At 66.7% G+C, this 22,909-nt stretch carries 15 protein-coding genes; 7 read left to right on the top strand and 8 right to left on the bottom strand.

What is annotated here, in order from left to right; genetic code table 11:
• Positions 1–60: 60 nt before the first annotated feature.
• Complete coding sequence (locus FHY04_RS22955) at positions 61–1,485, bottom strand: O-antigen ligase (RefSeq protein WP_183936951.1); 1,425 nt, start codon at positions 1,483–1,485, stop codon at positions 61–63.
• A gap of 132 nt (positions 1,486–1,617) precedes the next feature.
• Here FHY04_RS22955 and rfbC point away from each other — a divergent pair, with 132 nt between their 5' ends.
• The 5 genes from rfbC to FHY04_RS14505 all read left to right on the top strand — a co-directional run bounded on the left by rfbC (position 1,618) and on the right by FHY04_RS14505 (position 6,096).
• Positions 1,618–2,226: a dTDP-4-dehydrorhamnose 3,5-epimerase gene (gene rfbC, locus FHY04_RS14525; RefSeq protein WP_311725004.1), complete on the top strand. Its 609-nt coding sequence runs from the start codon at positions 1,618–1,620 to the stop codon at positions 2,224–2,226.
• Between the two features lie 10 nt (positions 2,227–2,236).
• Complete coding sequence (gene rfbB, locus FHY04_RS14520; RefSeq protein WP_183936950.1) at positions 2,237–3,292, top strand: dTDP-glucose 4,6-dehydratase; 1,056 nt, start codon at positions 2,237–2,239, stop codon at positions 3,290–3,292.
• Entirely contained in the window at positions 3,289–4,230 is a 942-nt protein-coding gene (gene rfbD, locus FHY04_RS14515) for a dTDP-4-dehydrorhamnose reductase (protein WP_260171529.1), read from the top strand. Before rfbB ends, rfbD begins: the two co-directional genes overlap by 4 nt.
• Positions 4,227–5,096, top strand: a complete 870-nt coding sequence (gene rfbA / locus FHY04_RS14510; RefSeq protein WP_183936949.1) for a glucose-1-phosphate thymidylyltransferase RfbA — start codon at positions 4,227–4,229, stop codon at positions 5,094–5,096. The genes rfbD and rfbA overlap by 4 nt, the downstream gene beginning before the upstream one ends.
• A 118-nt stretch (positions 5,097–5,214) precedes the next feature.
• Positions 5,215–6,096 (top strand): polysaccharide deacetylase family protein, encoded by an 882-nt coding sequence (locus FHY04_RS14505; RefSeq protein WP_183936948.1) that lies wholly within the window; start codon positions 5,215–5,217, stop codon positions 6,094–6,096.
• 12 nt (positions 6,097–6,108) lie between these two features.
• Here FHY04_RS14505 and FHY04_RS14500 read toward each other — a convergent pair whose 3' ends face one another.
• The 7 genes from FHY04_RS14500 to FHY04_RS14470 form a co-directional block, all read right to left on the bottom strand.
• Positions 6,109–7,422: an HlyD family type I secretion periplasmic adaptor subunit gene (locus tag FHY04_RS14500; protein ID WP_183936947.1), complete on the bottom strand. Its 1,314-nt coding sequence runs from the start codon at positions 7,420–7,422 to the stop codon at positions 6,109–6,111.
• Positions 7,419–9,179, bottom strand: a complete 1,761-nt coding sequence (locus FHY04_RS14495; RefSeq protein WP_183936946.1) for a type I secretion system permease/ATPase — start codon at positions 9,177–9,179, stop codon at positions 7,419–7,421. The genes FHY04_RS14500 and FHY04_RS14495 overlap by 4 nt, the downstream gene beginning before the upstream one ends.
• Positions 9,180–9,182: 3 nt before the next feature.
• Entirely contained in the window at positions 9,183–16,406 is a 7,224-nt protein-coding gene (locus FHY04_RS14490) for a peroxidase family protein (protein ID WP_183936945.1), read from the bottom strand.
• A gap of 369 nt (positions 16,407–16,775) precedes the next feature.
• Complete coding sequence (locus FHY04_RS14485; RefSeq protein ID WP_183936944.1) at positions 16,776–17,426, bottom strand: SCO family protein; 651 nt, start codon at positions 17,424–17,426, stop codon at positions 16,776–16,778.
• Positions 17,423–18,484: a multicopper oxidase domain-containing protein gene (locus FHY04_RS14480; RefSeq protein WP_183936943.1), complete on the bottom strand. Its 1,062-nt coding sequence runs from the start codon at positions 18,482–18,484 to the stop codon at positions 17,423–17,425. The genes FHY04_RS14485 and FHY04_RS14480 overlap by 4 nt, the downstream gene beginning before the upstream one ends.
• 26 nt (positions 18,485–18,510) lie before the next feature.
• Entirely contained in the window at positions 18,511–19,707 is a 1,197-nt protein-coding gene (locus FHY04_RS14475; RefSeq protein ID WP_183936942.1) for a multicopper oxidase domain-containing protein, read from the bottom strand.
• Between the two features lie 157 nt (positions 19,708–19,864).
• Positions 19,865–20,521, bottom strand: coding sequence for a response regulator transcription factor (locus FHY04_RS14470; protein ID WP_031441816.1), 657 nt, complete (start codon positions 20,519–20,521; stop codon positions 19,865–19,867).
• Between the two features lie 281 nt (positions 20,522–20,802).
• Between FHY04_RS14470 and FHY04_RS22950 the strand changes: the two genes are divergently transcribed.
• The gene (locus tag FHY04_RS22950; RefSeq protein WP_183936941.1) at positions 20,803–22,257 is read left to right on the top strand and encodes an ATP-binding protein; all 1,455 of its coding nucleotides are present in this window, start codon (positions 20,803–20,805) and stop codon (positions 22,255–22,257) included.
• Positions 22,247–22,849, top strand: coding sequence for a response regulator transcription factor (locus FHY04_RS14460; protein WP_183936940.1), 603 nt, complete (start codon positions 22,247–22,249; stop codon positions 22,847–22,849). Before FHY04_RS22950 ends, FHY04_RS14460 begins: the two co-directional genes overlap by 11 nt.
• Positions 22,850–22,909 lie beyond the last annotated feature (60 nt).

Here is a 22,909-nt window from a genome sequence, read left to right as displayed (position 1 = left end):
AATTCTCGCTTGTTGAATGGCGCCGCGTTACCCCATGTGGTCAACGGTGCCAAGGGCCACTCAGGCAATTCCAGTCTCGTCGCGCTCGCCGCTCGCCCATGTCAGGAAGAGAACCGCAAGGACACCGAGGAACGGCGTCCGCATTGGATAATCGACGAGCGATCCGAGCATCAGCAGGATCAGCCCCAGAACTCCAACCTGCGACAGCACGACGATCAACGATCTCCTGCGCGACGATACCAGAATACTGCTGCGGCGGGCGAGCCAGACCAGTAGACCGATCATTAGTAGCGCAGCCGGCAGCCCGCCCTCGATCAGGATTTCGATGGGCTCGCTATGGGCATGATTGAAATATGTCGGACGAAGCAACGTGTTGGATTCGAATCGCCGGAACACTGCATCGAAGGTGCCGAATCCTGCACCAAGCGGGAAGAATGTCTTTGTCGTTTCAACCAGCGCCGGCAGATTGGCAGTCCGCAATTCCGTCGTGCCAATGGTCGAGCGCGTTTCGAACAATCGCTGCACGACGACCTGACGCGACGACATGGCCCCGACGGCCAGCGCCAGTCCGGCGACGGTCAGCCCCGCCACCGGAATCGCCAGGCGCTTCCACCCGATCTGCCCCGCGATGAGGCTGCGCGCGAACACCGCGCCCCCCGCCGCGAACGCGATCAGGCCGGCCACCAGTCCCGCCCGCGATCCGGTCACGATCAGCACCGGGAACAGCAGCAGCACCGCGCCCAGCATCGCCGCGACACGCGGCAGCGCACTGCGATGCTCCGCTAGCTGCCACCGGCCGAATATCAGGATCATGCCGATCGCGAGGAACAACGCCTGGTGGTTGCGATTGGCGAAGAACCCGACCCCGGTCCCCTCGTTGTTGTGCGGATAGACGTAATAGCTGCCCGACACGAGCTGGAGCATGCCCAGCAGCGCGGCGATCGCCAGGCAGGCAAGCAGCGTATCCAGCACCCAGCGGCGACCGTCATCGTTCAGCACCGCGAACAGCAGCGCCGCCGCCAGCAGCGGGAACAGCGCGAACAGGCTGTTCAGCGTCAGGTCGGGCGACATCGACCACGGCCGCCACTCGTCCGCCAGCCCGACGGTGGTCAGCGCATCCCGGTAGAAGCCATGGCCCGGCATGGCATTCCATAGCGCCGGGGGAAGCGGGATCAACTGCGCCGCCATCAGCGCGCCGAACGCCAGAATCGCCCATGCAAACGGACGCGCACGGCGGCGATCACCCGGCGTCATGCGCACCAGCGCATAGCCGATTACCAGGATCGAGACGAGGCGAAGGACGACATCTGCGAGAAGTTGAAACTTCGAATTCCCGCCGAACAGGAAGCAGATCACGACGAACAGGCAGGCGACCCAGGCATCGGCACTTGGCCACGATAGGGTCTTTGGACGCGATCCCCGACCGCGTGATCGGCCACGCCCGCCGGCGTCGTACGTATGCGCGGACCGGGAATGACTAGCCACGCTTGCTCCAATGCTCAACTTCACGGGCGCCCAGTGCTACCGATATGGAAAATGCGCCGATAGCGCACACTCATGTCAGCCGCAAACGCGCGCCGGTTACCCTAAAAAACCTGATGCATCGCATATCCTGCATTGCCGTTCGTCAAGCAAGTTTCTATCCGGTCGGCCATGACAGATGGCCCCGTTCAGTTGATTAGACCGAAGCGCTACGGCGATGCACGGGGTTGGTTCACCGAGGTTTACTCGGTTCCAGCCTTTGAGAACCGCGGCATCAGCTGCAGTTTTGTGCAGGACAATCACTCCTTGTCCGTGCCCGTCTTTACCCTGCGCGGTCTTCATTTTCAGACGCCGCCGCGGGGACAGGACAAGCTGGTCCGCTGCATCCGCGGGCGCATCTTCGATGTCGCCGTCGACATCCGGCGCGACTCTCCGACCTATGGCCAGTGGGTCGGGGCCGAACTCTCGGCCGAGAACGGCGATCAGCTCTTCATCCCGATCGGCTTCGCGCACGGCTTCCTGACGCTCGAGCCCGATTGCGAAGTCACGTACAAATGCTCGGATACCTATGCGCCGGATCATGACGGCGGCATCCGCTGGGACGACGCTGCGATCGGCATCGACTGGCCGATGCCCGCCGGATCGACGCCCGAGCTTTCGGCCAAGGACACGATCCAGCCCCTGCTCGCCGATTTCGACAGCCCTTTCCCCTATGACGGCCGCCCGCTCGCGCCCCTGGCCTGAAGGATAACATATGCGCATTTTCGTCACCGGCGGGGCCGGTTTCATCGGGTCGGCGCTCGTCCGTCATCTGATCGAAAACACCGACCATGAAGTGCTCAACTTCGACAAGCTGACCTATGCGGGCACGCTGACGACGGTCGAGCGCGTCACGGATTCCAACCGCTACCACTTCGTCCAGGGCGACATCTGCGATGCGGACGCGGTCCGCGCCGCGATCGCCGGGTTCAAGCCCGACGTGATCACGCATCTCGCGGCCGAGAGCCATGTCGACCGCTCGATCGACGGCCCCGGCGCGTTCGTCCAGACCAACGTCGTCGGCACCTTCACGATGCTGAGCGAGGCGCGCGCCTATTGGCTGTCGCTCGGCGACAACGCGAAGGCGGCGTTCCGCTTCCACCATATCTCGACCGACGAGGTGTACGGCTCGCTCGGCGAGACCGGGCTGTTCACCGAAGAGACGCCCTATGATCCGCGTTCGCCCTATTCGGCGTCGAAGGCGGGGTCGGATCACCTCGTCAGCGCCTGGGGCCACACCTTCGGCCTGCCGGTGCTGATCACCAACTGCTCCAACAATTACGGGCCGTATCACTTCCCCGAAAAGCTGATCCCGCTGATGATCGTCAAGGCGCTCGCGGGCGCCGACCTGCCCGTCTACGGCAAGGGCGATCAGGTCCGCGACTGGCTGTATGTCGAGGATCATGTCCGCGCGCTCCACGCGGTGTTCGAAAAGGGTGAGCCCGGCCGGACCTACAATGTCGGCGGAAACAACGAGAAGCAGAATCTCGAGGTCGTGAAGACTGTCTGCACGATCCTTGATCGCCTCCGCCCGCGCGCCGATGGCCAGCCTTACGCGACGCAGATCACCTATGTCGCCGACCGCCCCGGCCACGACAAGCGCTATGCGATCGACGCGACCCGGATCAAGGACGAGCTCGGCTGGGAGCCCGCCGAGACGTTCGAGACGGGCATCGAGAAGACCGTCGCCTGGTATCTCGACAACCAGGACTGGTGGCAGGCGATCGTCGCCGAGCACAAGGCCGACCAGCGTCGCGGGCTTTCGGTATGAGCGATGCTTCCGCAGCTGGCGGTATGAAGCGGATCCTCGTCACCGGCGGCAACGGCCAGCTCGGCACCGAGCTCAAGCGTTATGCCTGGCCCGAAGGCTGGGCGGTCACCGCGATCGACATCGACGAACTCGACCTGCGCGATACCGCGGCGATCGCCGCGATGGTCGCGGGCGGCCATGACGGCGAGCCCTGGGCCGCGGTGATCTCGGCCGGCGCCTATACCGCGGTCGACAAGGCGGAGAGCGACATCGTCACCGCCTGGGCGGTCAACGCGATGGCCCCCGCGGCGTTTGCCGAAGCCTGCGCCAAGGCCGGCATCCCGATCGTTCAGGTCTCGACCGATTACGTCTTCGACGGCGCGCGCGAGGGCGCGTGGGAGGTCACCGATCCGGTCGCGCCGCTCGGCGTCTATGGCGCGTCCAAGCTTGGCGGCGAGCTCGCGGTCCGCACCTCGGGCGCACGCCATGCGATCGTCCGGACCGCCTGGGTGGTCAGCGCGCACGGCAACAATTTCGTCAAGACGATGCTGCGCGTCGGCGCGACCAACCCGACCCTGCGCGTGGTCGACGACCAGCATGGCAGCCCGACGTCCGCGGCCGATCTCGCCGCGGCGCTCGCGACGATCGCGATGCGGCTCGTCGAGGATCCCGCCGCTCCCACCGGCATCTATCATTTCAGCAACGCCGGCGCGGTCACCTGGGCCGGCTTCGCACGCGAGATCTTCGCGCAGAGTGCCGCGCGGGGCGGGGCCAGCGCCGAGGTCGATGGCATCCCGACCAGCGACTATCCGACGCCTGCGACGCGCCCGGCAAACTCGCTGCTCAGCCATGACGCGATCACGCGCGACTATGGCATCCATCCGCCCGCGTGGCAGACCGCGCTCGGCAACATCCTCGACGAACTGCTCGGGGCCCCCAAGAAGGACATCTCCCAATGAAGGGCATCATTCTCGCCGGCGGTTCGGGCACGCGGCTTCATCCGGCAACGCTCGCCGTGAACAAGCAGCTGTTGCCGGTCTACGACAAGCCGATGATCTACTATCCGCTTTCGGTGCTGATGCTGGCCGGCATCCGCGACATCCTGATCATCTCGAGCCCCGAATATATCGACAATTACCGTCGCCTGTTTGAGGACGGATCTGCGTTCGGTCTCGCCATCTCCTATGCCGAACAGCCCCGGCCCGAGGGCCTCGCCCAGGCGTTCACGATCGGCGCGGACTTCATCGGCGACGACGATGTCGCGCTCGTGCTCGGCGACAACATCTTCTTTGGCGCGCACCTGACCGACCTGCTGGCGAGCGCGGTCGCGCGCAAGGGCGGCGCAACGGTGTTCTCCTATCGCGTCGACGATCCCGAGCGCTACGGCGTGGTCGAGTTCGGCGAAGGCGGCAAGGCCGTCAGCCTCGAGGAAAAGCCGGCAAAGCCCAAGTCGCACCATGCGGTCACCGGCCTGTATTTCTACGACAACCGCGTCGTCCAGTTCGCGCGCGACCTGAAGCCCTCTGCCCGCGGTGAGCTCGAGATCACCGATCTCAACCGCATCTACATGGAAGCGGGCGACCTGTTCGTCGAACAGATGGGCCGCGGCTACGCCTGGCTCGACACCGGCACGCATGACTCGCTCCTCGAGGCGAGCGAGTTCGTCAGGACGATCCAGAACCGGCAGGGTATCCAGGTCGCCTGCCTCGAGGAGATCGCGTTTCAGCAGGGCTTCATCACCGTCGATCAGGCGCGTGCACGCGGCGAGCTGTTCCAGAAGACGAATTACGGCAAGGCCATCCTTCAGGCGATCGCTGGCGACTGAGCCGTTCCGGCCGCGATCGGCTGCCGTGACGGCGCGGCGTCGGTCGGCACGCGACCATTCGTGGCATAAGTACCTGCGCTAGCGTGATTCTATCGGCTGGTTCACGCGTTCCAGCGTGATGAGTACTTCGCACCATGGCCGCTACGCCTATCGCCCGATCGTCGACCGCCCGGACTATGACTGGCCCGACGGCCGCCGCCTCGCCATCTATTTCGGGGTGAATTACGAGGTGTTCGATTTCGGCGGCGGGCTGGGTCCGGAACTGGCCCCCGCGCAGACCGACCCGGACGTGATGAACTATGCCTGGCGCGATTATGGCAACCGGGTCGGGGCGTGGCGATTGTTCGATCTGTTCGATCGGCTGGGCCTGCGCACCACCGCGCTGCTCAACGCCGACGTCCTCGATCGCTGCCCCGGGCTCGCCGAGGCATGCCGCGACCGCGGCGGCGAGATCGCGGCGCATGGCGGCACCAACGCGACCGCGCAAGGATCCCTTGCGCACCCGCACGAGACCCGGATGATCGCCGACGTGACCGAGCGGCTGGCGACACTCGGGGTGCGTCCCACCGGCTGGCTGGGGCCGTGGATCTCGGAGAGCGACGCCACGCCGGACCTGCTCGCCGAAAACGGCTATCGCTATGTCCTCGACTGGGCACATGACGACCAGCCGACCCGGCTCGCCACCTCTCATGGCGGACTGCTCTCGATTCCCTATTCGCAGGAAATCAACGACCTGCCCGCGATCATCGCGCGCAAGCAGGAGGCGACGACGTTCGCCGCCATGATCCGCGACGGCGTCGAACAGCTGCTGTCCGAATGCGACCGGCGTCCGCTCGTCCTGGGCATCGCGCTCCACCCCTATATCATGGGACAGGCACACCGCGTCCCCGCACTGGCCCGCGTACTGACCGAACTCCGCGCGGCGAACGATCCGCGCATCTGGTGGACCACCGCCGGCGACATCGCGGCGCATGTCGAGGCGAACGGGCTGGCCGCCTGACCCCGCACTCACTCAGGCTTCACGACCGCCGCGCCACAGGCTCTCCTTCAACGGGCCGATCAGATAGTCGAGCGCGGACCGTTTCCGGAGCGGGACGAGGATCTCGGCGGGCATGCCCGGCGTCAGTGCGCCGGGCCCCTTGAGCGCGACGAGCGTCCGATAGCTTTCCGGCAGCAACGACGCCTCCGCCCGGAAGAAGCGGTTGCCGGTCCGCTCCTCGGTAAAGCTGTCCGCCGACACCGTGTCGATCCGGGCGTCGAGCGCGGGCATCGCGCGGTCGTGGAATCCGGTGAAGCGGACCTGCGTCGTCTGGCCGGGGCGCATGTCGTCGGCATCGTCGGGCGAGACCTGCACCTCAATCACCAGCGCCCTGCGATCGGGGACGATCTCCATCAGCGTCTGCCCCGGCGAGACCACGCCGCCGATCGTGTAGATCGTCGGGCCGACGATCGTGCCGGCGACCGGCGCGCGCACCATCGAGCGGGCGAGCTGTTCGCGCGCCGCGAGCAATTTGGGTTGCAGCTCGTTCATCCGCACCAGCAGATCGCGCAGGCTCCCCTCCACCTCCTCGATCTGGCGACGATCGACGCCCGCGGCCGACAGTTCGGCTTCCCCGATCGCATCGCGCGTCTGGAGGATCTGTGCCCCCAGCGCGCCATGCTCGCCGTCGAGCGCGGCCTGCGTACGCTCGAGCGCGCGGATCCGGTTGATCGAGGCAAAGCCCTTGGCGGCGATGACCCGCATCCCCGTCAGCTCGTCGTCGAGCAGCGCGCGTTGCCGGCGGTTCGCCACGATCTGTTCGCCGAACCCGCCAATCTGTTCGGCATTGGCGTGGGCGCGCCGCATCCACACCGCCTTCTCGGTCTGCGCGGTCCGCAGGCGCGCCGCCAGCAGCAACCGCTGGCCGCGCAGCGCATCCTCCGCCAGCACCCGGTCCGCCGCCGGCAGCGCGCGGAACTCGACCGGCTCGGCCATCACCGAGCGCCGGTCGCGTTCGGCGAGCAGGCGTTCGCGCTGCGCGAACAGCATCATCAGCTCGGCGGTCATCCCGCGTTCGAGCGCGTGCAGGTCCGCCGACGCGATCTCCAGCAACACTTGCCCGCGCGCGACCTTCTGGCCTTCGACGGCGCGCAATGCCGTGACGATGCCGCCGTCGCGATTCTGCACCGCCTGCCGCTTGCCCGACACGATCACCGCGCCGCGGGCATAGACGCCGGCGTCGAGCGGCATCATCGACGCGCCCCCCAGCAGCCCGATGAAGAACAGCGCCGCGACGCGCAGGCCGCGCCGGATCTCAACCCGCGCCGAATCGTCGATCATGCTCATGACACCGCCCCCTTCAGTCCGACGACATTGCCGCGGCTTCCGCCGGCGCGACGCGCCAGCTCGGCCAGAACTTCCTCGCAGGGACCTTCGCAGTCGACCGACCCGGCGTTGAGGACGAGCAGCCGATCCGCGGCGGCCAGCACGCTGGTGCGGTGCGCCGCGATCACGATCGTCGCGCCGCGCTGGCGACTGGTCTCCAGCGCGCGCATGAGCGCCGCCTCGCCCTCCGCATCCAGCGCAGCATTGGGTTCGTCGAGCAGGAGGATCGGCGGGTCGTCGAACATCGCCCGCGCCAGCGCGATCCGCTGCCGCTGCCCCGCCGACAGCGCCAGCCCGCCGCGCCCGATCGGACAGTCATAGCCACCGGGCAGCGACAGGATCAGCGCGTGGCACCCCGCGACCTTGGCCGCGTCGATCACCCGCCGGTCGAACGAGACCGGGTCCACCGCGTTCGGATCGACGAACCGGGCGATGTTCTGCGCCACCGTGCCCGTCAGGAAGCCGGGCTCCTGCGGCACATAACCGCGGTACCGCGCGAGCCGCTGCGCATCCCAGAGGATCGAGTCCGCGCCGTCGAGCAGCACCTGTCCGGATTCGGGCGCGATACCCCCGGCGAGGATGCGGATCAGCGTCGTCTTGCCCGCCCCCGATGCCCCGACGATGCCCAGCATCTGCCCCGCCTGCAGATCGAAGCTCACGCCCTTGAGCAGCATCGCCGCGCCATCGGCGCTGCGCGTGGTGATCTTGCGCGCGGTGATCCGGCCGAGCGGCGCCGGCAGGACGGTCGCGGGTGCCGCCGCCGCGTCCGTGTCGAACAGCTGCTTCAGCGATTTCAGCGCCTCGTTGGCGCTCTGCAGGTTCGACCAGCCGCCGATCAGCAGCTCGACCGGCTGCAACGCGCGGCTGAGCAGCACCGAGGCGGCGATGATCGATCCGACCGAGATCTGCCGCTGGACCGCGAGGATCGCGGCGAGCCCCAGCGCCAGCGACTGGAGGAACAGCCGCATGAACTTGGCGATCGCGGCATAGCGCGCGGTCGCCATCTGCGCCGCGGCCAGCGCCGCCTGCCCGTCGCTGCGTTCGGCGATCTGCCGGTCGACCATCGCCCGGCCCATGCCCAGCGCGCGGACGAGCTCGGCCTGCTGGGCGATATCCTCCTGGACGATCGCCGACCGGGCATTGGCGGTGTGCGCGACGCTCATCAGCCCGTGCGTCCCCCGCTCGGACATCCATGTCAGCACCGCGAGGCACGCGCCCGCGGCGATGATGAACAGCCCCAGCAGCGGATGGATCAGCACCGCGGCCAAGACATAGATCGGCGTCCAGGGCGCATCGAAGATCCCGACCAGCGTCGGCGCGGTGATCACCTGCCGCAGCGTGTCGAACTCGCGCATCGCCTGTGCGGTCGTCGGGTCGCGCTGCCGGGTGTGGCCGCGCTCGATCAGCCGCGCCAGGATCGCTCGCGACACGCGCTGGTCGAGCCGCAGCGACACCTTGACCATCAGCCGCGACCGCAGGGACTCGAGCACCCCGATCGTGGCGATCGCCGCCCCCAGCACCAGCGTCAGGATCACCAAGGTGACGACGCCCCCGGTCGGCACCACCCGGTCATAGACCTGCATCATGTACAGCGTCGGCGCGAGGTACAGGATGTTGACCAGCGCGCTGAACAGCAGAGCGGCCACCACATGCGACCGGCACTGCCTGACCGCGTCACGTACCGGCAGTGGCAGCCGGTCCTCGAACATCTGCATCATCGATCAGAACCCGAAATCGCTGTGGTCGATCGTCGTCGCGTTCACCCCGGTGAGCGTGATCGTCTGCGTGCCGATCGTGATCACCGTGTTGACGCCGACCTGCGAGATCAGCACCTGCGCCCCGAAATTGGCGGCGGTAATGCCGCAACCCGAAACATCGAGCAGGTCCTGTCCCCCGGCCGCATCGAAGTCGAAATCGACCACCGTGTCATTGCCCTGCCCGGTGGCGAAGACGAACACGTCGTCGCCCGTGCCCCCGGTCAGCCGGTCGCTGCCCGTGCCGCCGACGAGCCGGTCCTGCCCCGCACCGCCCAGCAGCTGGTCGTTGCCCCCCAGCCCCTGCAACAGGTCGTCGCCGTCGAACCCGGACAGGATATTGCCCGCGCTATTGCCCGTCAGTGCGTTCGCGCCGGCATTGCCGTTGCCGTGCACCCCGGAAGTGCCCGTCAGCGTCAGGTTTTCGAGCCCGTCGGCCAGCGTGAAGGTGATGCTGCTGGTGACGAGATCGACGCCGTCCCCGTCGGTCTCGTCGACGCTGTCCCCCAGAGTGTCGACGATGTAGATATCGTCGCCGAGACCGCCTGCCATCACGTCCGCGCCGGTGCCGCCGTCGAGCGTGTCGGCGCCGCCACCGCCGAACAGCTGATCATTGCCGGCCATCCCGCGCAACGTGTCGGCCCCCTCCATGCCCGACAGGATGTTGACGCCGGCATTGCCCGTCAGGATGTTGGCATCCGCGCTGCCCGTCGCATCGATCGCCGCCACCCCGCTCAGCGTCAGACGCTCGACCCCGGACCCCAGGGTGAAGGACACGCTGCTGGTGACCGTATCGAGACCGTCGCCGCCGGTCTCGTCGACGACGTCGCCGATGTCGTCGACGACATAGCTGTCGTTGCCGCGGCCGCCGGACATGATGTCCTGGCCCGTGCCGCCGTCGAGCGTATCCGTGCCCGCGCCGCCGAACAGCTGGTCGTTGCCGGCAAAGCCCGACAGCGCGTTGGCGCCGTCATTGCCGGTGATGACGTTATCGGCGGCATTGCCCCGCCCCGCGATTCCCCCCGTCCCGGTCAGGGTGAGGCGTTCGACGCCGGCGCCGAGCGTGTAGGTGATGCTGCTAGTGACGGTGTCGATACCGTCGCTGGCGGTCTCGTCGACGATGTCGCCGGTCGTGTCGACGCTATAGAGATCGTCGCCGTCGCCGCCCGTCATGATGTCCGAGCCGGTGCCGCCGTTCAGGATGTCCGCGCCCGCACCGCCGTTCAGCCGGTCGTTGCCCGACAGCCCGATCAGCGTGTCGTCGCCGTCGAGACCCGTCAGCGTGTTCGCCGCACCATTGCCCGTCAGGATGTTGGCGGCGGCGTTGCCCGTCGCGCTGGGCGAACCGCTCCCCGTCAGCGTCAGATTCTCGACACCGGCGGCGAGCGTGAAGGTCACGCTGCTCTTGACCAGGTCGACGCCGTCACCGTCGGTTTCGTCGACGACGTCGACGACATTGTCGACGGTATAGATGTCGTCGCCCGTGCCGCCGGACAGGAGGTCGGCACCGATGCCGCCGTCGAGGTCGTCCGCCCCGCCGCCCCCGAACAGCTGGTCGTTGCCGGCCAGCCCGCGCAGCGTGTCCGCGCCGTCGAGACCGGTCAGCCGGTTCACCCCGGCATTGCCCGTCAGGACGTTCGCATCGGCATTGCCCGTCGCGTTGATCGCCGCACTGCCCGTCAGCGTGAGATTGTCCACCCCGGCCGCCAGCGCGAAGCTCACGCTGCTGTTGACTTGGTCGACCCCGTCCCCGCCGGTCTCGTCGACGGCGTCACCGACATTATCGACCGTATAGGTGTCGTTGCCGAGCCCGCCCGCCATCGCGTCCGCACCGGTGCCGCCGTCCAGCCGGTCGTTGCCGCCGCCGCCGGTCAGCCGGTCGTCCCCCGCGAGCCCCGCCAGACTATTGTCCCCGTCATTGCCGGTGACGATGTTCGCGACCGCGTTGCCGGTGGCGTTCAGCGCCGCGTTTCCAGTCAGCGTGACGTTTTCCAGCCCCGTCGCGAGCGTGTAGCCGATGCTGCTGAGGACGGTGTCGGTCCCGTCGCCACCGCTTTCGCTGACGACATCGCCGGTGCTGTCGACGACATAGGTGTCGTCCCCCAGCCCGCCCGCCATGGTGTCGGCGCCCGCTCCCCCATCAAGGAAATCGGCACCGGCGAGCCCCGTCAGCGTGTTGGCGGCACCGTTGCCGGTAAGCACGTTGTCGCCGCCATTGCCGGTCCCGCTGATCCCCGCAGAGCCGCCGAGCACCAGATTCTCGACGTTCGCGCCCAGCGTGTAGCTGATGCTGCTGGTCACCGTGTCGGTGCCGCCTTCGCTGCCCTCGACGACCGTGTCGCCGCCGTCATCGACGACATAGGTGTCGTCGCCCAGCCCCCCCGCCATCCGGTCGGCCCCGGCCCCGCCGTCGAGACTGTCATTCCCCGCCTCGCCGAACAGCCGGTCGTCTCCGTCCAGCCCGAGCAAAGTGTCATCGCCGCCGCGCGCGAAGACGAGGTCGGCGTCCTCCGTGCCGGTGAGCGCGTTGGCCTCCTCGTCGCCAAGGATCGCGTAATCGGGGATCGCGACCGCCATCGTCGCGTCGGAATAGACCACCGCCTCCGGCTGGTTCGTCCCCTGCGTGCTGAACCCGCGATTGTCGGTATAGTTGGTCGCGACGCGCAGCGGCTGGCCGATATCGTCGACCGTGACCTTGTACGTGTCGTCGGTCGCCCCCGCGATATCGACCCACGTCCCTTCGACCTGACGCTGCCACTGCCGCGCAAAGCTCGTCGTGCCGTCATAATCGATGAAGCTGCCCGTCGTGACTTTCAGCACCTGATCGATTTCCGGCTCGACGTTATCGATCCCGAAGCTGCCGACATGCTGCCGGTTGATCTCGGCGACGCTGTCGGCGAACTGGATCCGCTCGACATTGCGCAGCATGTCGCTGCCCTCGTCGCCGATATTGTCGACGACGCTGACCCGCCCATCGGGCCGCAGCGTGATCGTGAAGTTGGAGCGGTTGCCGATATAGACCGCGGTATCCATCCCCGACCCGATCGTCGCCGCACCCGTGGCATAACCGTTGACGGTCTCGCGGTAGACGATCTCGCGCGACGCGACGAGCTGGCCGGGGTTGATCGTGCCGTTCAGCAGCCGCGCCTGGATCTCCGTCAGCGAATCCGCGCGGAACAGCTCGGCGCCCGACCCGTCCTTGTTTTCGCGCACGCTGATGAAGACGTGCATATAGGCGTCGCCGTCGATGATGTCGTTGCCCGCGCGCCCCTTGATGACGTCCGCGCCGCCGCCGCCGATCAGCAGGTCGTCGGTCGTGCTGCCGTCGATCACCAGCGCATCGACATCGTTCGCATCCCAGGTCTTGAAGCTCAACAGCTCGCGCAGCCCGGTGATCAGCCGGACGCCGTCCTCGTACAGGTTGTTGCCGAGGATCCGGGGATTGTCGTCGCCGAGCAGGTCCGGGAAATTCGCGCCCGTGCTGACAAGGCCAAGCGGGATCTGCCGGCCGGTCAGCGTGTCGGCATATTTCCAGCCCGACAGCGCCTCGACCAGGTCGTTGCGGTCGCGCAGCGTGAACGCCTGCTGGTTGACCGCGGCACTCAGCCCCAGATCCGAATTGGCGGCGGTCGTATCACCCTGGTGGATGACCCAGTCGAACCCGGCCATGCCGTTGTTGCGCTGGATCCCCGCCCCCTGGATCATGATGTCGTCGCCGCTCTCCCCGTCATAATCGGTGTCGTTGCCGCCGCCGTTCAGGATGTCGTGGCCGATGATCGGGCTGTTGAAGAACAGGTTCGAATTCTCGCCCGTCACGCTGTCGAAGCCGTCGCCGCCCTCGATCCAGTCGTCGCCTTCATTCCCCATCAGACCGTCGCTGCCGCTGCCGCCCAGCAGGAAGTCGTTGCCGCGGCCGGCGAACATCTCCTTCGCGTCGGTGCCGCCGACCATGAAGTCCTGGCCTCCGCCACCGAACATGATGTCGAGCCCGGAGCCGCCGCTGACGACGTCATTGCCCTCGCCACCGCGCAGGAAATCGTCGCCGAACGGATCTTCGATGATGTCGTCGCCGTCACCGGCATAGACCTGATCGGATTCCGTGCCCGCGTTCAGGTAATCGTCGCCGCCATCGCCCCACAGCGTGTCGATGCCCTTGTCGCCATAGAGCCGGTCATTGCCCTCGGTCCCGCCGAGCACGACATGCTCGCCCCCGCTATATTTGAGCATCCCGCCATCGTCATGGCCGTCGCCGTCGACGTCCTCGCCCGGGGCGATCCGATCCACCTTGGGATCGAACGCCTGCTGGAAACTGTCCTCCCAGACCGGATCGAACGTGCCGCCCGCCAGATACGTGCCGTCCTCGCCGATATTGGTGACCTGCGGCGTCAGCGGATCGAGTTCGAGGATATAGTCCGCGGTGTTGAAGATCTGGCCGTCGACATGCGTCGAATGCACGTCGCCAAGGTCGGAATTGCGCATGACGAGATCGGCGAAGCTGCTCTTCTCCAGCTCGTTGAGCATGTTCATGCCCTGGGTGCGGCTGAGATAATAGAAGCGGTCGCCGTTCTGCAGGCTTTCGAGCTGGTGCTCGAACACATAGTTGAACGTCGAACCCAGCATCCCGCCGAATTCCATTTTCTCCTCGGCCAGACCGCCGATCCACAGATCGACCAGGTTCAGCCCGGTTTCGTGGCTATTGACCCCGTCGACGATGCTCGGCGCCCAGTTGCCCTTGCTCTGCAGGAAGTTGAGCCGATCGGCCGGCGCCTGCAGCACATGTTCCTCGACGCCCATCGCGGCATTCGCATGGACGACGATATCCGCGCCGCCCATCACCAGCAGGGTCGCGGCGGCGCGCTTGCCCTCCAGCGTCGTCTCGCCGGTGATCAGCGGATGCGTGCCATAGGCGGCGACAAAATTGACGATCGACAGCGGGTTCTTGATGTTCTGCGCGAAGTCGAACCAGCTCGTATAGGGTTTGAGCTGCGAATCGTTGGTCGAGGCATAGAGCTGCGCACGCACCACGTTGAACGCCGCGACGCCGGCATCGCGGCCGCGCGCGATGTTGAGCGCGGCGAGGTCGAGCGGCAGCCCGACCAGGAAATTGCGCAGCGAATCGGGCACGAACTCGTCGATCTCGCTCCCCTCGACGCGCGTCATCCCGCGGATGATCGCGCCGGCGGCGATTTCGGCATCCTCCTCGCCGGTGACGGGATCCAGACCCGCTTCGCCAAAGGCCTGCGGGTTCAGGAACGCCTCGACCAGGCTCAGCGATTGCGTCGACAGCGTCGGATCGGTGATCTCGATCGTGTCGGTCAGCATCGAATGGCCGAACCGGTACACGGCGTGCGCGAACTCCGCGGTGATCGCAGGGTCGATGTCGGCGGTGTTGCTGAAGATGAACGGATCGATATTGGGCTGGATCCGGCGCGCGAATTCCTCGAACACCAGATGCTGATACTGCATCTCGGTGCTGAACCGCCCCGCCTGGAACAGCCTCTCGCCATCCCAGTCGAGCGCGGCGATCGCCTGCGTCTTCGCCGTCCCGGTCAGCGCCTCGATCGCATCGAGCTCCGCCTGCGTGATCGCGCTGCGCGTGCCGTCCGCGGCGGGCCGCAGCCATTCGTTGACGATGGCAAGGTCACCCGATGCGATGATCGTCAGCTTGTCCGCCTCGACCACGCGGTTGTGCTCGGAATGGAAGACCGTGTGGACCGCGGTCAGCCCGATATTCTCGTTGCCGCGGCCATCGCCCGTGACGAAATGCGCGTCGAGCATCTCGTCGTCATAGGTCAGCGGGTTGTTGTCGTCGGCGATCAGGTCGCGCGCGTTGATCACGCCGTCCAGATTGACGTCACGCAGGTCGTCGAGCGTGATCACGTCGTCGCCATCCACATCGACGATCCGCCCCTCGCCCGCGACCAGGTCGGCCTCGTCGGACACGCCGTCGCCATTAAAGTCGAGCAGGTCGGTATCGGCGGTCTGTCGCACCGCGGGCGTCGCCGGATTATGGTCGAGGTCGACCAGCACCGGTTCGGCATGATGCGCGATGTCGTTGAGGAACGCGTGGCCGGTGAAGTACGCGTTCGCGGGCACCGCGACGCCCTCGGCCGTCCCCTCGAGCAGCGTGCCGTCCTTCAGCATGATCTGCGCATAGCCGTTCGCGCCGGGGATGAACCGGCCGTACGCGTCGGTCAGCAGCAGCGGCACATTGTGCACGTCGTAATCGTCGAGCCGGATGCCGAGCATCGTCAGCGCCTGCGCCTTGGTCTCGGCCCAGTTCGCCATCCCGCCGATCGCGCCGTCGAGCAGCCGCCCGGTCGAGATCGCATGCGAATCCTTCACCCCGTCGCCATCCGAATCGACCGAGAACTTGTATTCGCGCAGGAACACCTGATGCGACGCATGCGACGTATAGGTCTGGTTCTGGTCGATGAACGGCGTCGTCGTGTTGACCGTCTCGGTCCCGCCGACGACCGGGTTGCCGTTGGCGTCATATTGCGTCGACCGGGTCAGCGGCATGAAATTGGGGCCGCCGGGGACATAGAGCGGATCGTCGGGCTGCAGCGGGATCAGCACCGTGCCGTTGCCGCCCTTGGTGATCAGGTCGAGCCCATGATCGAAGAACTGGCCGAAGAACGTCATCCACGCGTTGAACGACGGCGACAGGCCGATGTCCGGCGACAGGTTCGGGATCGACGCCAGTTCCTCGTTGGTCGGGATATAGCCATCGGGTGGCGCGTCGCCGCCATGCGCATCGGCATAGGCCGCCTGCGCATGCGCGTTGACGTACCAGGCGGCGATCGCCGCAGGATTGGTGTTGGTCATGTCGGCGATCAGGTTGCTGATCAGCCGCGGATCGGCATCGACCACGCTGCCCGGCGTGCCGTAATCGGTGTTGGTCAGGACCGGCCCGCCGGGCCCGGTGCCGAACGTCGCGCCGTCGTTCAGATTGCGGAACACCGGCGTCGTCAGCCGCGGCAGCAGCTGGTCCGCCGCGCCCAGCACGGCATTGCCCGGCAGCAGATTGTTGTAGCTGCCATCGACGGTCCGCAGGCCATAGGGGATCAATTGCGCCTGGGGACCCAGGATATCCGCGAGTGACTCGCCGGCGGCATTGCGCTCGCTGATCCTGATCTGCGCCAGGATGAAGTTCAGATCTCCCAGATCGACGGTAAAGTCACCAGACATGATGCAATTTCCCCTCTGAATGACGAAACGCGAAACGTCTCGAGCGATCGTGATCGGGTCGTGATCGAAGACCGGCACACGTCGTGACGCCAACCTTCCATTCTTCGTTCGGCGGGATAAGGCCCATGAAGGACCTACGCCGGCCCCTGGCAGCCTAGGCCCTGTCCTAGGCCGAACGGCCGGGTTCGGGGCCGCTTCGCCTGGCGATGGACCCGAACACGCTTCGGATCCCGGTCTGTGCGAGGTCGAGCGGGGCCATGCGCGGCGCTACCCCGCCGCCAGTGAGGGGGGGCTCGTTCCGGCGGCGGGGTCCCGATCCGGCGAGCGAGTCAGCCGGTCGAGACGATACTGGACACTAGAGCCGCCGGGTCAGCCCCGGCGGCGTGCCAGATGACGGATCATGTCCTCGAGCGCGACCGACGGCTGGTCGTGCATCGCATAGCCCGCGACACGCGTGTCGGGCGCGAGGACATAGATGAGCGAGGAATGGTTGATGCTGTGCCCCATCTCGCCGGGCCTTGGTGGGATGTGCTCGCGCGCGACGTTGAACGCCTGCGTCGCGGCGTTCAGCTGCGCGCGCGTGCCGGTCGCGACCACCAGCCGCCCGTCGAACTTCTTGGCCAGCGCGCGCATCGCGGCAATGCGGTCGAGCTCGCCATGACCATGATGCGGCGGCGCCTGCAGCGCCATCGCCGCCGCCGCGCCCGGCCGGCGGAATCGCACGACGCCGAGCGGCGGTACGTCGATGTCGACGAACAGCGCACGCGCCGCGATCCCCGACTGGCGCAGCCGTTCGGCCGTCTGCACCATCCGCGGAATGGCCATCGGGCAGCTCGCGCGGCAGCGGCTGTACCCGAAGAACAGCAGCGTCCAGCGATCGCGAAAGTCCGAAGGCCCGATCGGGCGGCCTGCGACATCGGAAAAGTCGAACGCCCCGCCCAGCTGCGTGGGCATTGCCGCATGCGTCGCATGGCCGGGACGTGCGGACGGGGGAGCGGATCGGGTCGGGAATGTGGTCATGATACGACAATCTGCGTCTTGGCCACGCCGCGGCCATTGTCCTGGACGCGGCGGGTGATCCAGTGGAGATATTCGATCGTTGCGCCGATCGGCCCGCGCTGAGTCGCGGTGATCAGGAAATCGAGCCGAGCGGCGCTGGTCAGCTCGATCGGCGTGCCCGCGGGAACGACGATCGGCGCATTCCAGTTTTCCTTGCCCAGCCGGTGCCCGTCGCACGACACGCAGGTCACCGGCACCTGGAACGTCACCCGAAGGATCGAGTAGCTCGCGTTGAGCAGCCGGATGAGGATGGTCTCGCCGACCCGCGCCTTGGCCGCGACCCGCTGATCGGTCATCGTCTTGGTCGGGAACACGCCGTTGATCAGGAAATATCTGGGCTCGAACCGGTTCAACCCGACATTCTCGCCGCACATGCCCGCATCATGGTTGTTGCTCAGCACATTGTGCCAGCGCGCATCCATGTCGTCGCACACCCAGAGCCGCTCGACCTGATAGCGCTGGTACGGCGCATTCGCCATCGGCGACGAATAGAGATAGCCGGGCCCTTCCGGCGGATCGACGATCAGCCCGCCGAACATCCCCATCTCGAAATGCAGCGGGGTGTTGCGGTGGCAGTGATAGAAGAAGGTGCCGGGGCTCGACGCTTTCCACTGATAGGTGAACTGGTTCGCCACCTCGAACGACACATGGCCGACGCCGTCATGCATCGTCGTCGGCTCGATGCCGTGATGGTGGATCGTGTGCGCATGCTTGGCGGTGAGCAAAGTGACATGCACGATCTGCCCCTGCCGCACGCGCATCAGCGGCGAGGGATAGGGCGATTTGATGCCGCTCGCCGGATCCTCGAACGCCCAGTAGCGCAGCCGCACCTCGTCGGGCGCGACCAGGGTGCCGCTGGTCGTCACCTGCCGGACGAAGCTGATGTCGGGCGTCAGCCGGTCGGGCGTCGGCAGGCTCGCCTTGAAGACGTTGCACCCGAACGTCTGGAAATTGGTGACGCCCTGTGCCGCGGTCTTGGTCCAGTCGATCCCCGACGGACTGATACTCTCATCGCCCATGGTCATTCCCCATCGTCTCGACCGGATCAGAAGGCGTAGATCGGGCTGGTCATCGTCCAGTGCGTGACCAGTCCCTGCGGATAATTGCCCCCGCCCGCGGTCTGCGACATCTCGGTGTGGCAGTGCATGACGTATTTCAGCGGGAACGGCTCCTCCCTCGGCGGCCAGACCGGCACGTCGGGCGGCCGCTCGAACGGCAGGATCATGTCCTTGCGGTCCATCGGCCGCATGACCCACACGTCGCGTTCATAGACGTTGGTCTCGCAATAGGGGACGCCGCTCGCGTCCGCCTCGGTACATTCGAACAGGTGGTTGCCGTGGATGTGCGCCGAATGCGTGCACAGCCCGGCATTCATCACCCGGAGCAAGGTCGGTTGCCCCTGCTTCCCGACCGGCTCGATCGCCTGCGCGGCGGCCCTGTCGACGCTCGCCGTGGTGTCGTGGACCGCGGTGTCGAACCCGCTCAGGCCGTTGATGTGGAAATAATCGGGCAGGAACGCATCGATCAGCGCCTGGCCCGATATCCGGTAGCCCGCCGCAACCCGCGCGTTGATCGCCGAATCGGTCTGCGAGAACAGCCACAGCTTGTCGCGGGCCGGATCCCCCGCCTTCCACCGCTCGCCGGGAAAGCGCGGGTGCCGCCCGAACGCATCGAACACCGCGGCGATCTGCGGCGTGTGCATCGCGCGGCTGAACGGCGTGGCCGAGCCCGCGACCGTCGTGCCCAGCGCAGGGTCGACGATGAAGGCGCCGTGCAGCCCGAGGATGCGGTTGAGCGGCGGCTCATACGGATCGTGATAGAGATAGGAGCCGCCGACTGGCGCGACGAAGTCTGGCACCTGCCGCGTCTGGCCGGGGGGGATTTCAGAGACCGTCGCCTGCGGGATGCCGGTGATCGCAAAGCCGTGCGGGACGAGGTCGTTGTTCGTGACGCTGATCGAGACGGGCTCGCCCTCGCGGTACCGCAACACCGGCTGCGGCTGGCCGCTTTCGTGGAAATAAAACACCATGTAGACGATCTTGCCGTCGATCATCTCCTTCTCGACCGGCTCGATGACCAGCCGGAGCGACTGCGCAAGATCGGACGCCCCCGACAGCGACATCGGCGTCGGCGTCGGGCTGCTGAGCGGCGTGTCGGTCGGCGTGATCATCTGCTGCGCCGTCGCCGCGAGCGCCACCGTCGTTGCGCCGGCCCCAATCTTCAGAAAGTCCCGGCGCTCCATCGACTATCCCCATGACGTTCGCGCAGCGCAATATCTGCCCGATTTCCCGGTATTTAGGTGCCAGACGCTGCTGCAGGATCAAGTAGGCCGCTCGGTCTAAGACCATGGACGATGCGGGGCCCGGGCGGGTCGCCGCGCGACATGGTTGCAGGCCGGGTCAATAGGCCTGCGCATGCACCGACGCGACCGCACCGGTCCGGTTGTGCACCCCGAGCGCCTTGAACAGCCCCGACAGATGCACCTTGATCGTCCCCTCGGCGAGGTTGAGCGCATGCGCGATCTCCTTGTTCGACGCCCCCCCGACGAGCAGTTGCAGCACCTGTTGCTGCCGCCGGGTGAGCGCGCCCTCGGCCCGCACCGAGTCCGGTTCGGGTGCCGACAGGTCGCCGACCATGTCGGGCAGGTAGATGTGACCCGCGGCGACCATCCGCACCGCCTTGGCGATCTCGTCCATCGGCATGGATTCGAGGATATAGGCGTGTGCACCCGCGCTGATCAGCGACAGGATCTTCATCCGCTCGCGCGTCTGCCCGACGACGATGATCCGAAGGTGCGGGTAGGACAGACGCAGCCGGCGCATCATCCCGTGACCCTGGCCGTTCAGAACATCGGTATTGATGACGGCGAGCTTGGTGCAGTGCGCCCTCAGGAGATGCGCCTGGACGCTGCTCCAGTTCGATGTCGTCAGAACCGTATCGGCTAGATGCTGCTGGCTGAGAATGCTCGATATGGCGTAGCGGAATATTTCGGCATTGCTTGCGACAATAGCGTTGGATCTATCCAATTCATCATTGCGAATGATCTGCTCATTCATGACGCCCCTCCATTGGATTTTTTTGTAATATTACGCGATAATCTTACCAAAGCTGCCTAGACCATTGGCCGAGGCTGCGACCACGCCGGGTCTTAGGCAAGTCCGTACGGATACGGACCCCAGACAGTCTGTTCAGGCTTGGCACACCATGCCCACCACACCGGCTTTGCTTCAATTTGAGACGGTTGCACTGCACGAAGACCCCGGCCCGTATCTGGAAACCCCTATGCGGAAAGCGTAGCATTTTGGTTCTTTCCGGCGGATTCGAATTTGGAGCGATCGTGCAGCGGCTATGGGCCATCGTCGACCAGCAGGAGACCGCGTCCGACTGGCGCTGGAACCTGCTGCAGGGCGTGGGTTTCGGCAGCGCCGCGCTGGTCGCCACGGCGGTCGGTCGGCACCTGTTCGGGATCGACCTGCCCTTCACCTTCGCGCTGGCGGCGATCGCGATCGGCGCCGTCCTGGGGGGTGCGCTGACCGCATGCGTGGGCGCCGCGACGACGATTCCCACCGCACTGGTGTTCAGCGCGCACCATCCGCTCGTGACGCCGCTGAACACGCTGGTCGTGACCGGTTTTGCGATCATCCTCGCGCTGTTCGGCGGTCGCATGACCCTTCTGCGCCAGCGCGCCGGCCTCGCGCAGGGCCGGTCGCACCAGCGCGAACTCTGTCTCCACTCGATCTTCAACACCACGCCCGCGGCGATGCTCATCGTCGACGCGGCGGGCGACGTGCTCGCGATCAACCGGAGCGCGCGCGGCATCCTCGGGATCACCGACCCCGATACCGGACGCCTGCGGCTCGCGGACCTGCTTCCCGGCCTGCCCGACCTGTCCGGCGACACCGCGACCGCGCACGAGCTGTGCCGCGCCGATGGCACGCGTCTCGCGCTGTCGCTGTCGAGCGGCCCGCTGCCGTTCGCCGCGACCGGGCTGCGCACGCTCCATCTCCGTGACGAGACCGAACAGGTCGCCGCCGCCGAACGGCTCGCGCTGTTGCAGGCGGAGCTCCACCAGCTCGCACGCGCCACCGCGCTCGGCCAGCTCGGCTCGGCGATCGCGCATGAACTGAACCAGCCGCTGGCGACCGCCGCGAACTTCGCCACCGTTGCGCAGGCGGCGCTGGCGCGCGGCCGCGACGTAGGCGAGGTCGGCGCAGCGCTCGACGGCGCGGTCCAGGAGATCTTCCGGGCGGCCGCCGTGCTCAAAAGGCTGCGTCGGTTCGTCGAGCGCGGCCCGTTACAGGCGCAATGGGTCGATGCGCGCGACATCATCGCGGAGGGGGCGACGCTCGGCATGCTCGCGGTCCGTCAGGCCGGAGCGGAGCTGAAGGTCAGTATCGCACCCGATCTCGGCGAAATGTGGATCGATGCGATCCAGATCCAGCAGGTCCTGCTCAACCTGATCGCCAATGCGGCCGATGCGGTGTCCGACACGGCGACCCGCGTGATCGACCTGCGCGCCGTCTCGGGGCCTGACGGGCAGTGCACGATCACCGTCTCGGACACCGGCCCCGGCATCGCACCCGGCCAGGAACAGGCGATCTTCGCCCCATTCCGGACCAGCAAGCCCCATGGCCTCGGTGTCGGGCTCGCCATCTGCCGCGCGATCGTCGACGCGCATGAGGGGACGATCACCGCCTCTACGAACAGCGGCGGCGGCGCGACCTTCCGCATCTCGCTGCCGCAGCGTCCTGGTGCCGGGTCCAGTGGAGAAATGGTCGCCCATGCCGCGTGACCGACCGATCTACATCATCGATGACGAGCCCCAGATGTGCCGCTCGCTCGAAATGCTCCTCGCGCTGGAGGAGTTCGAGACCCGCTCCTTCCCCAGCGTCGAGGCGTTCATGCTCGACCTGCCGCGGCTTCCGCCCGGGATCATTCTCAGCGACGTCGCGCTGGGCGGCCTCAGCGGGCTTGAGCTGTTGCAGACCCTCCCTTCGCTCGACCGGTCGGACCCGGTGATCCTCGTCACCGGTCATGCGGATATCCCGATGGCGGTAGCGGCGATGAAATCGGGCGCCGCCGACCTGCTCGAAAAGCCGTTCGAGGCGCAGCGGCTGCTCGGCGCAGTGGCGGCGGTCCGCGACCGGATCCTGCAATCGACCCTGCTCGAGCAGCGCCTCGCCTCGCTCTCGCACCGCGAACGCCAGGTCCTGCGCCAGATCGTCGAGGGGCTGACCGCGAAACAGATTGCGACGCGGCTGGATATCAGTCCGCGCACGGTGGAAACCTACCGCGAGCATCTCATGCGCAAGACGGGCGCGACCAGCCTGGCGCAGCTCGTCCGGTTCGCGGTCGAGGCGCGAGTCACGTGCGTGCCGTTGTAAGAAACAGGTGATCTTAGGCTATGCTTAACCCCGCCGCCCCATAGCGCTGTCGCAGGGAGA

Origin of the sequence: Sphingomonas sp. BK481, from assembly GCF_014194875.1 — a bacterium.
Lineage (GTDB): Bacteria > Pseudomonadota > Alphaproteobacteria > Sphingomonadales > Sphingomonadaceae > Sphingomonas > Sphingomonas aerolata.
The sequence above is the reverse complement of the archived record's forward strand: the minus strand, read 5'-3'. Positions and strand labels throughout refer to the sequence as shown.

What these genes read in the sequence shown, in the direction of transcription:
- rfbB (WP_183936950.1), top strand. Translation starts at nt 2,237, where the DNA reads ATGCGCATTTTCGTCACCGGCGGGGCCGGTTTCATCGGGTCGGCGCTC.
- rfbD (WP_260171529.1), top strand. Translation starts at nt 3,289, where the DNA reads ATGAGCGATGCTTCCGCAGCTGGCGGTATGAAGCGGATCCTCGTCACC.
- rfbA (WP_183936949.1), top strand. Translation starts at nt 4,227, where the DNA reads ATGAAGGGCATCATTCTCGCCGGCGGTTCGGGCACGCGGCTTCATCCG.
- FHY04_RS14505 (WP_183936948.1), top strand. Translation starts at nt 5,215, where the DNA reads ATGAGTACTTCGCACCATGGCCGCTACGCCTATCGCCCGATCGTCGAC.
- FHY04_RS14500 (WP_183936947.1), bottom strand. Translation starts at nt 7,422, where the DNA reads ATGAGCATGATCGACGATTCGGCGCGGGTTGAGATCCGGCGCGGCCTG.
- FHY04_RS14495 (WP_183936946.1), bottom strand. Translation starts at nt 9,179, where the DNA reads ATGATGCAGATGTTCGAGGACCGGCTGCCACTGCCGGTACGTGACGCG.
- FHY04_RS14490 (WP_183936945.1), bottom strand. Translation starts at nt 16,406, where the DNA reads ATGTCTGGTGACTTTACCGTCGATCTGGGAGATCTGAACTTCATCCTG.
- FHY04_RS14485 (WP_183936944.1), bottom strand. Translation starts at nt 17,426, where the DNA reads ATGACCACATTCCCGACCCGATCCGCTCCCCCGTCCGCACGTCCCGGC.
- FHY04_RS14480 (WP_183936943.1), bottom strand. Translation starts at nt 18,484, where the DNA reads ATGGGCGATGAGAGTATCAGTCCGTCGGGGATCGACTGGACCAAGACC.
- FHY04_RS14475 (WP_183936942.1), bottom strand. Translation starts at nt 19,707, where the DNA reads ATGGAGCGCCGGGACTTTCTGAAGATTGGGGCCGGCGCAACGACGGTG.
- FHY04_RS14470 (WP_031441816.1), bottom strand. Translation starts at nt 20,521, where the DNA reads ATGAATGAGCAGATCATTCGCAATGATGAATTGGATAGATCCAACGCT.
- FHY04_RS14460 (WP_183936940.1), top strand. Translation starts at nt 22,247, where the DNA reads ATGCCGCGTGACCGACCGATCTACATCATCGATGACGAGCCCCAGATG.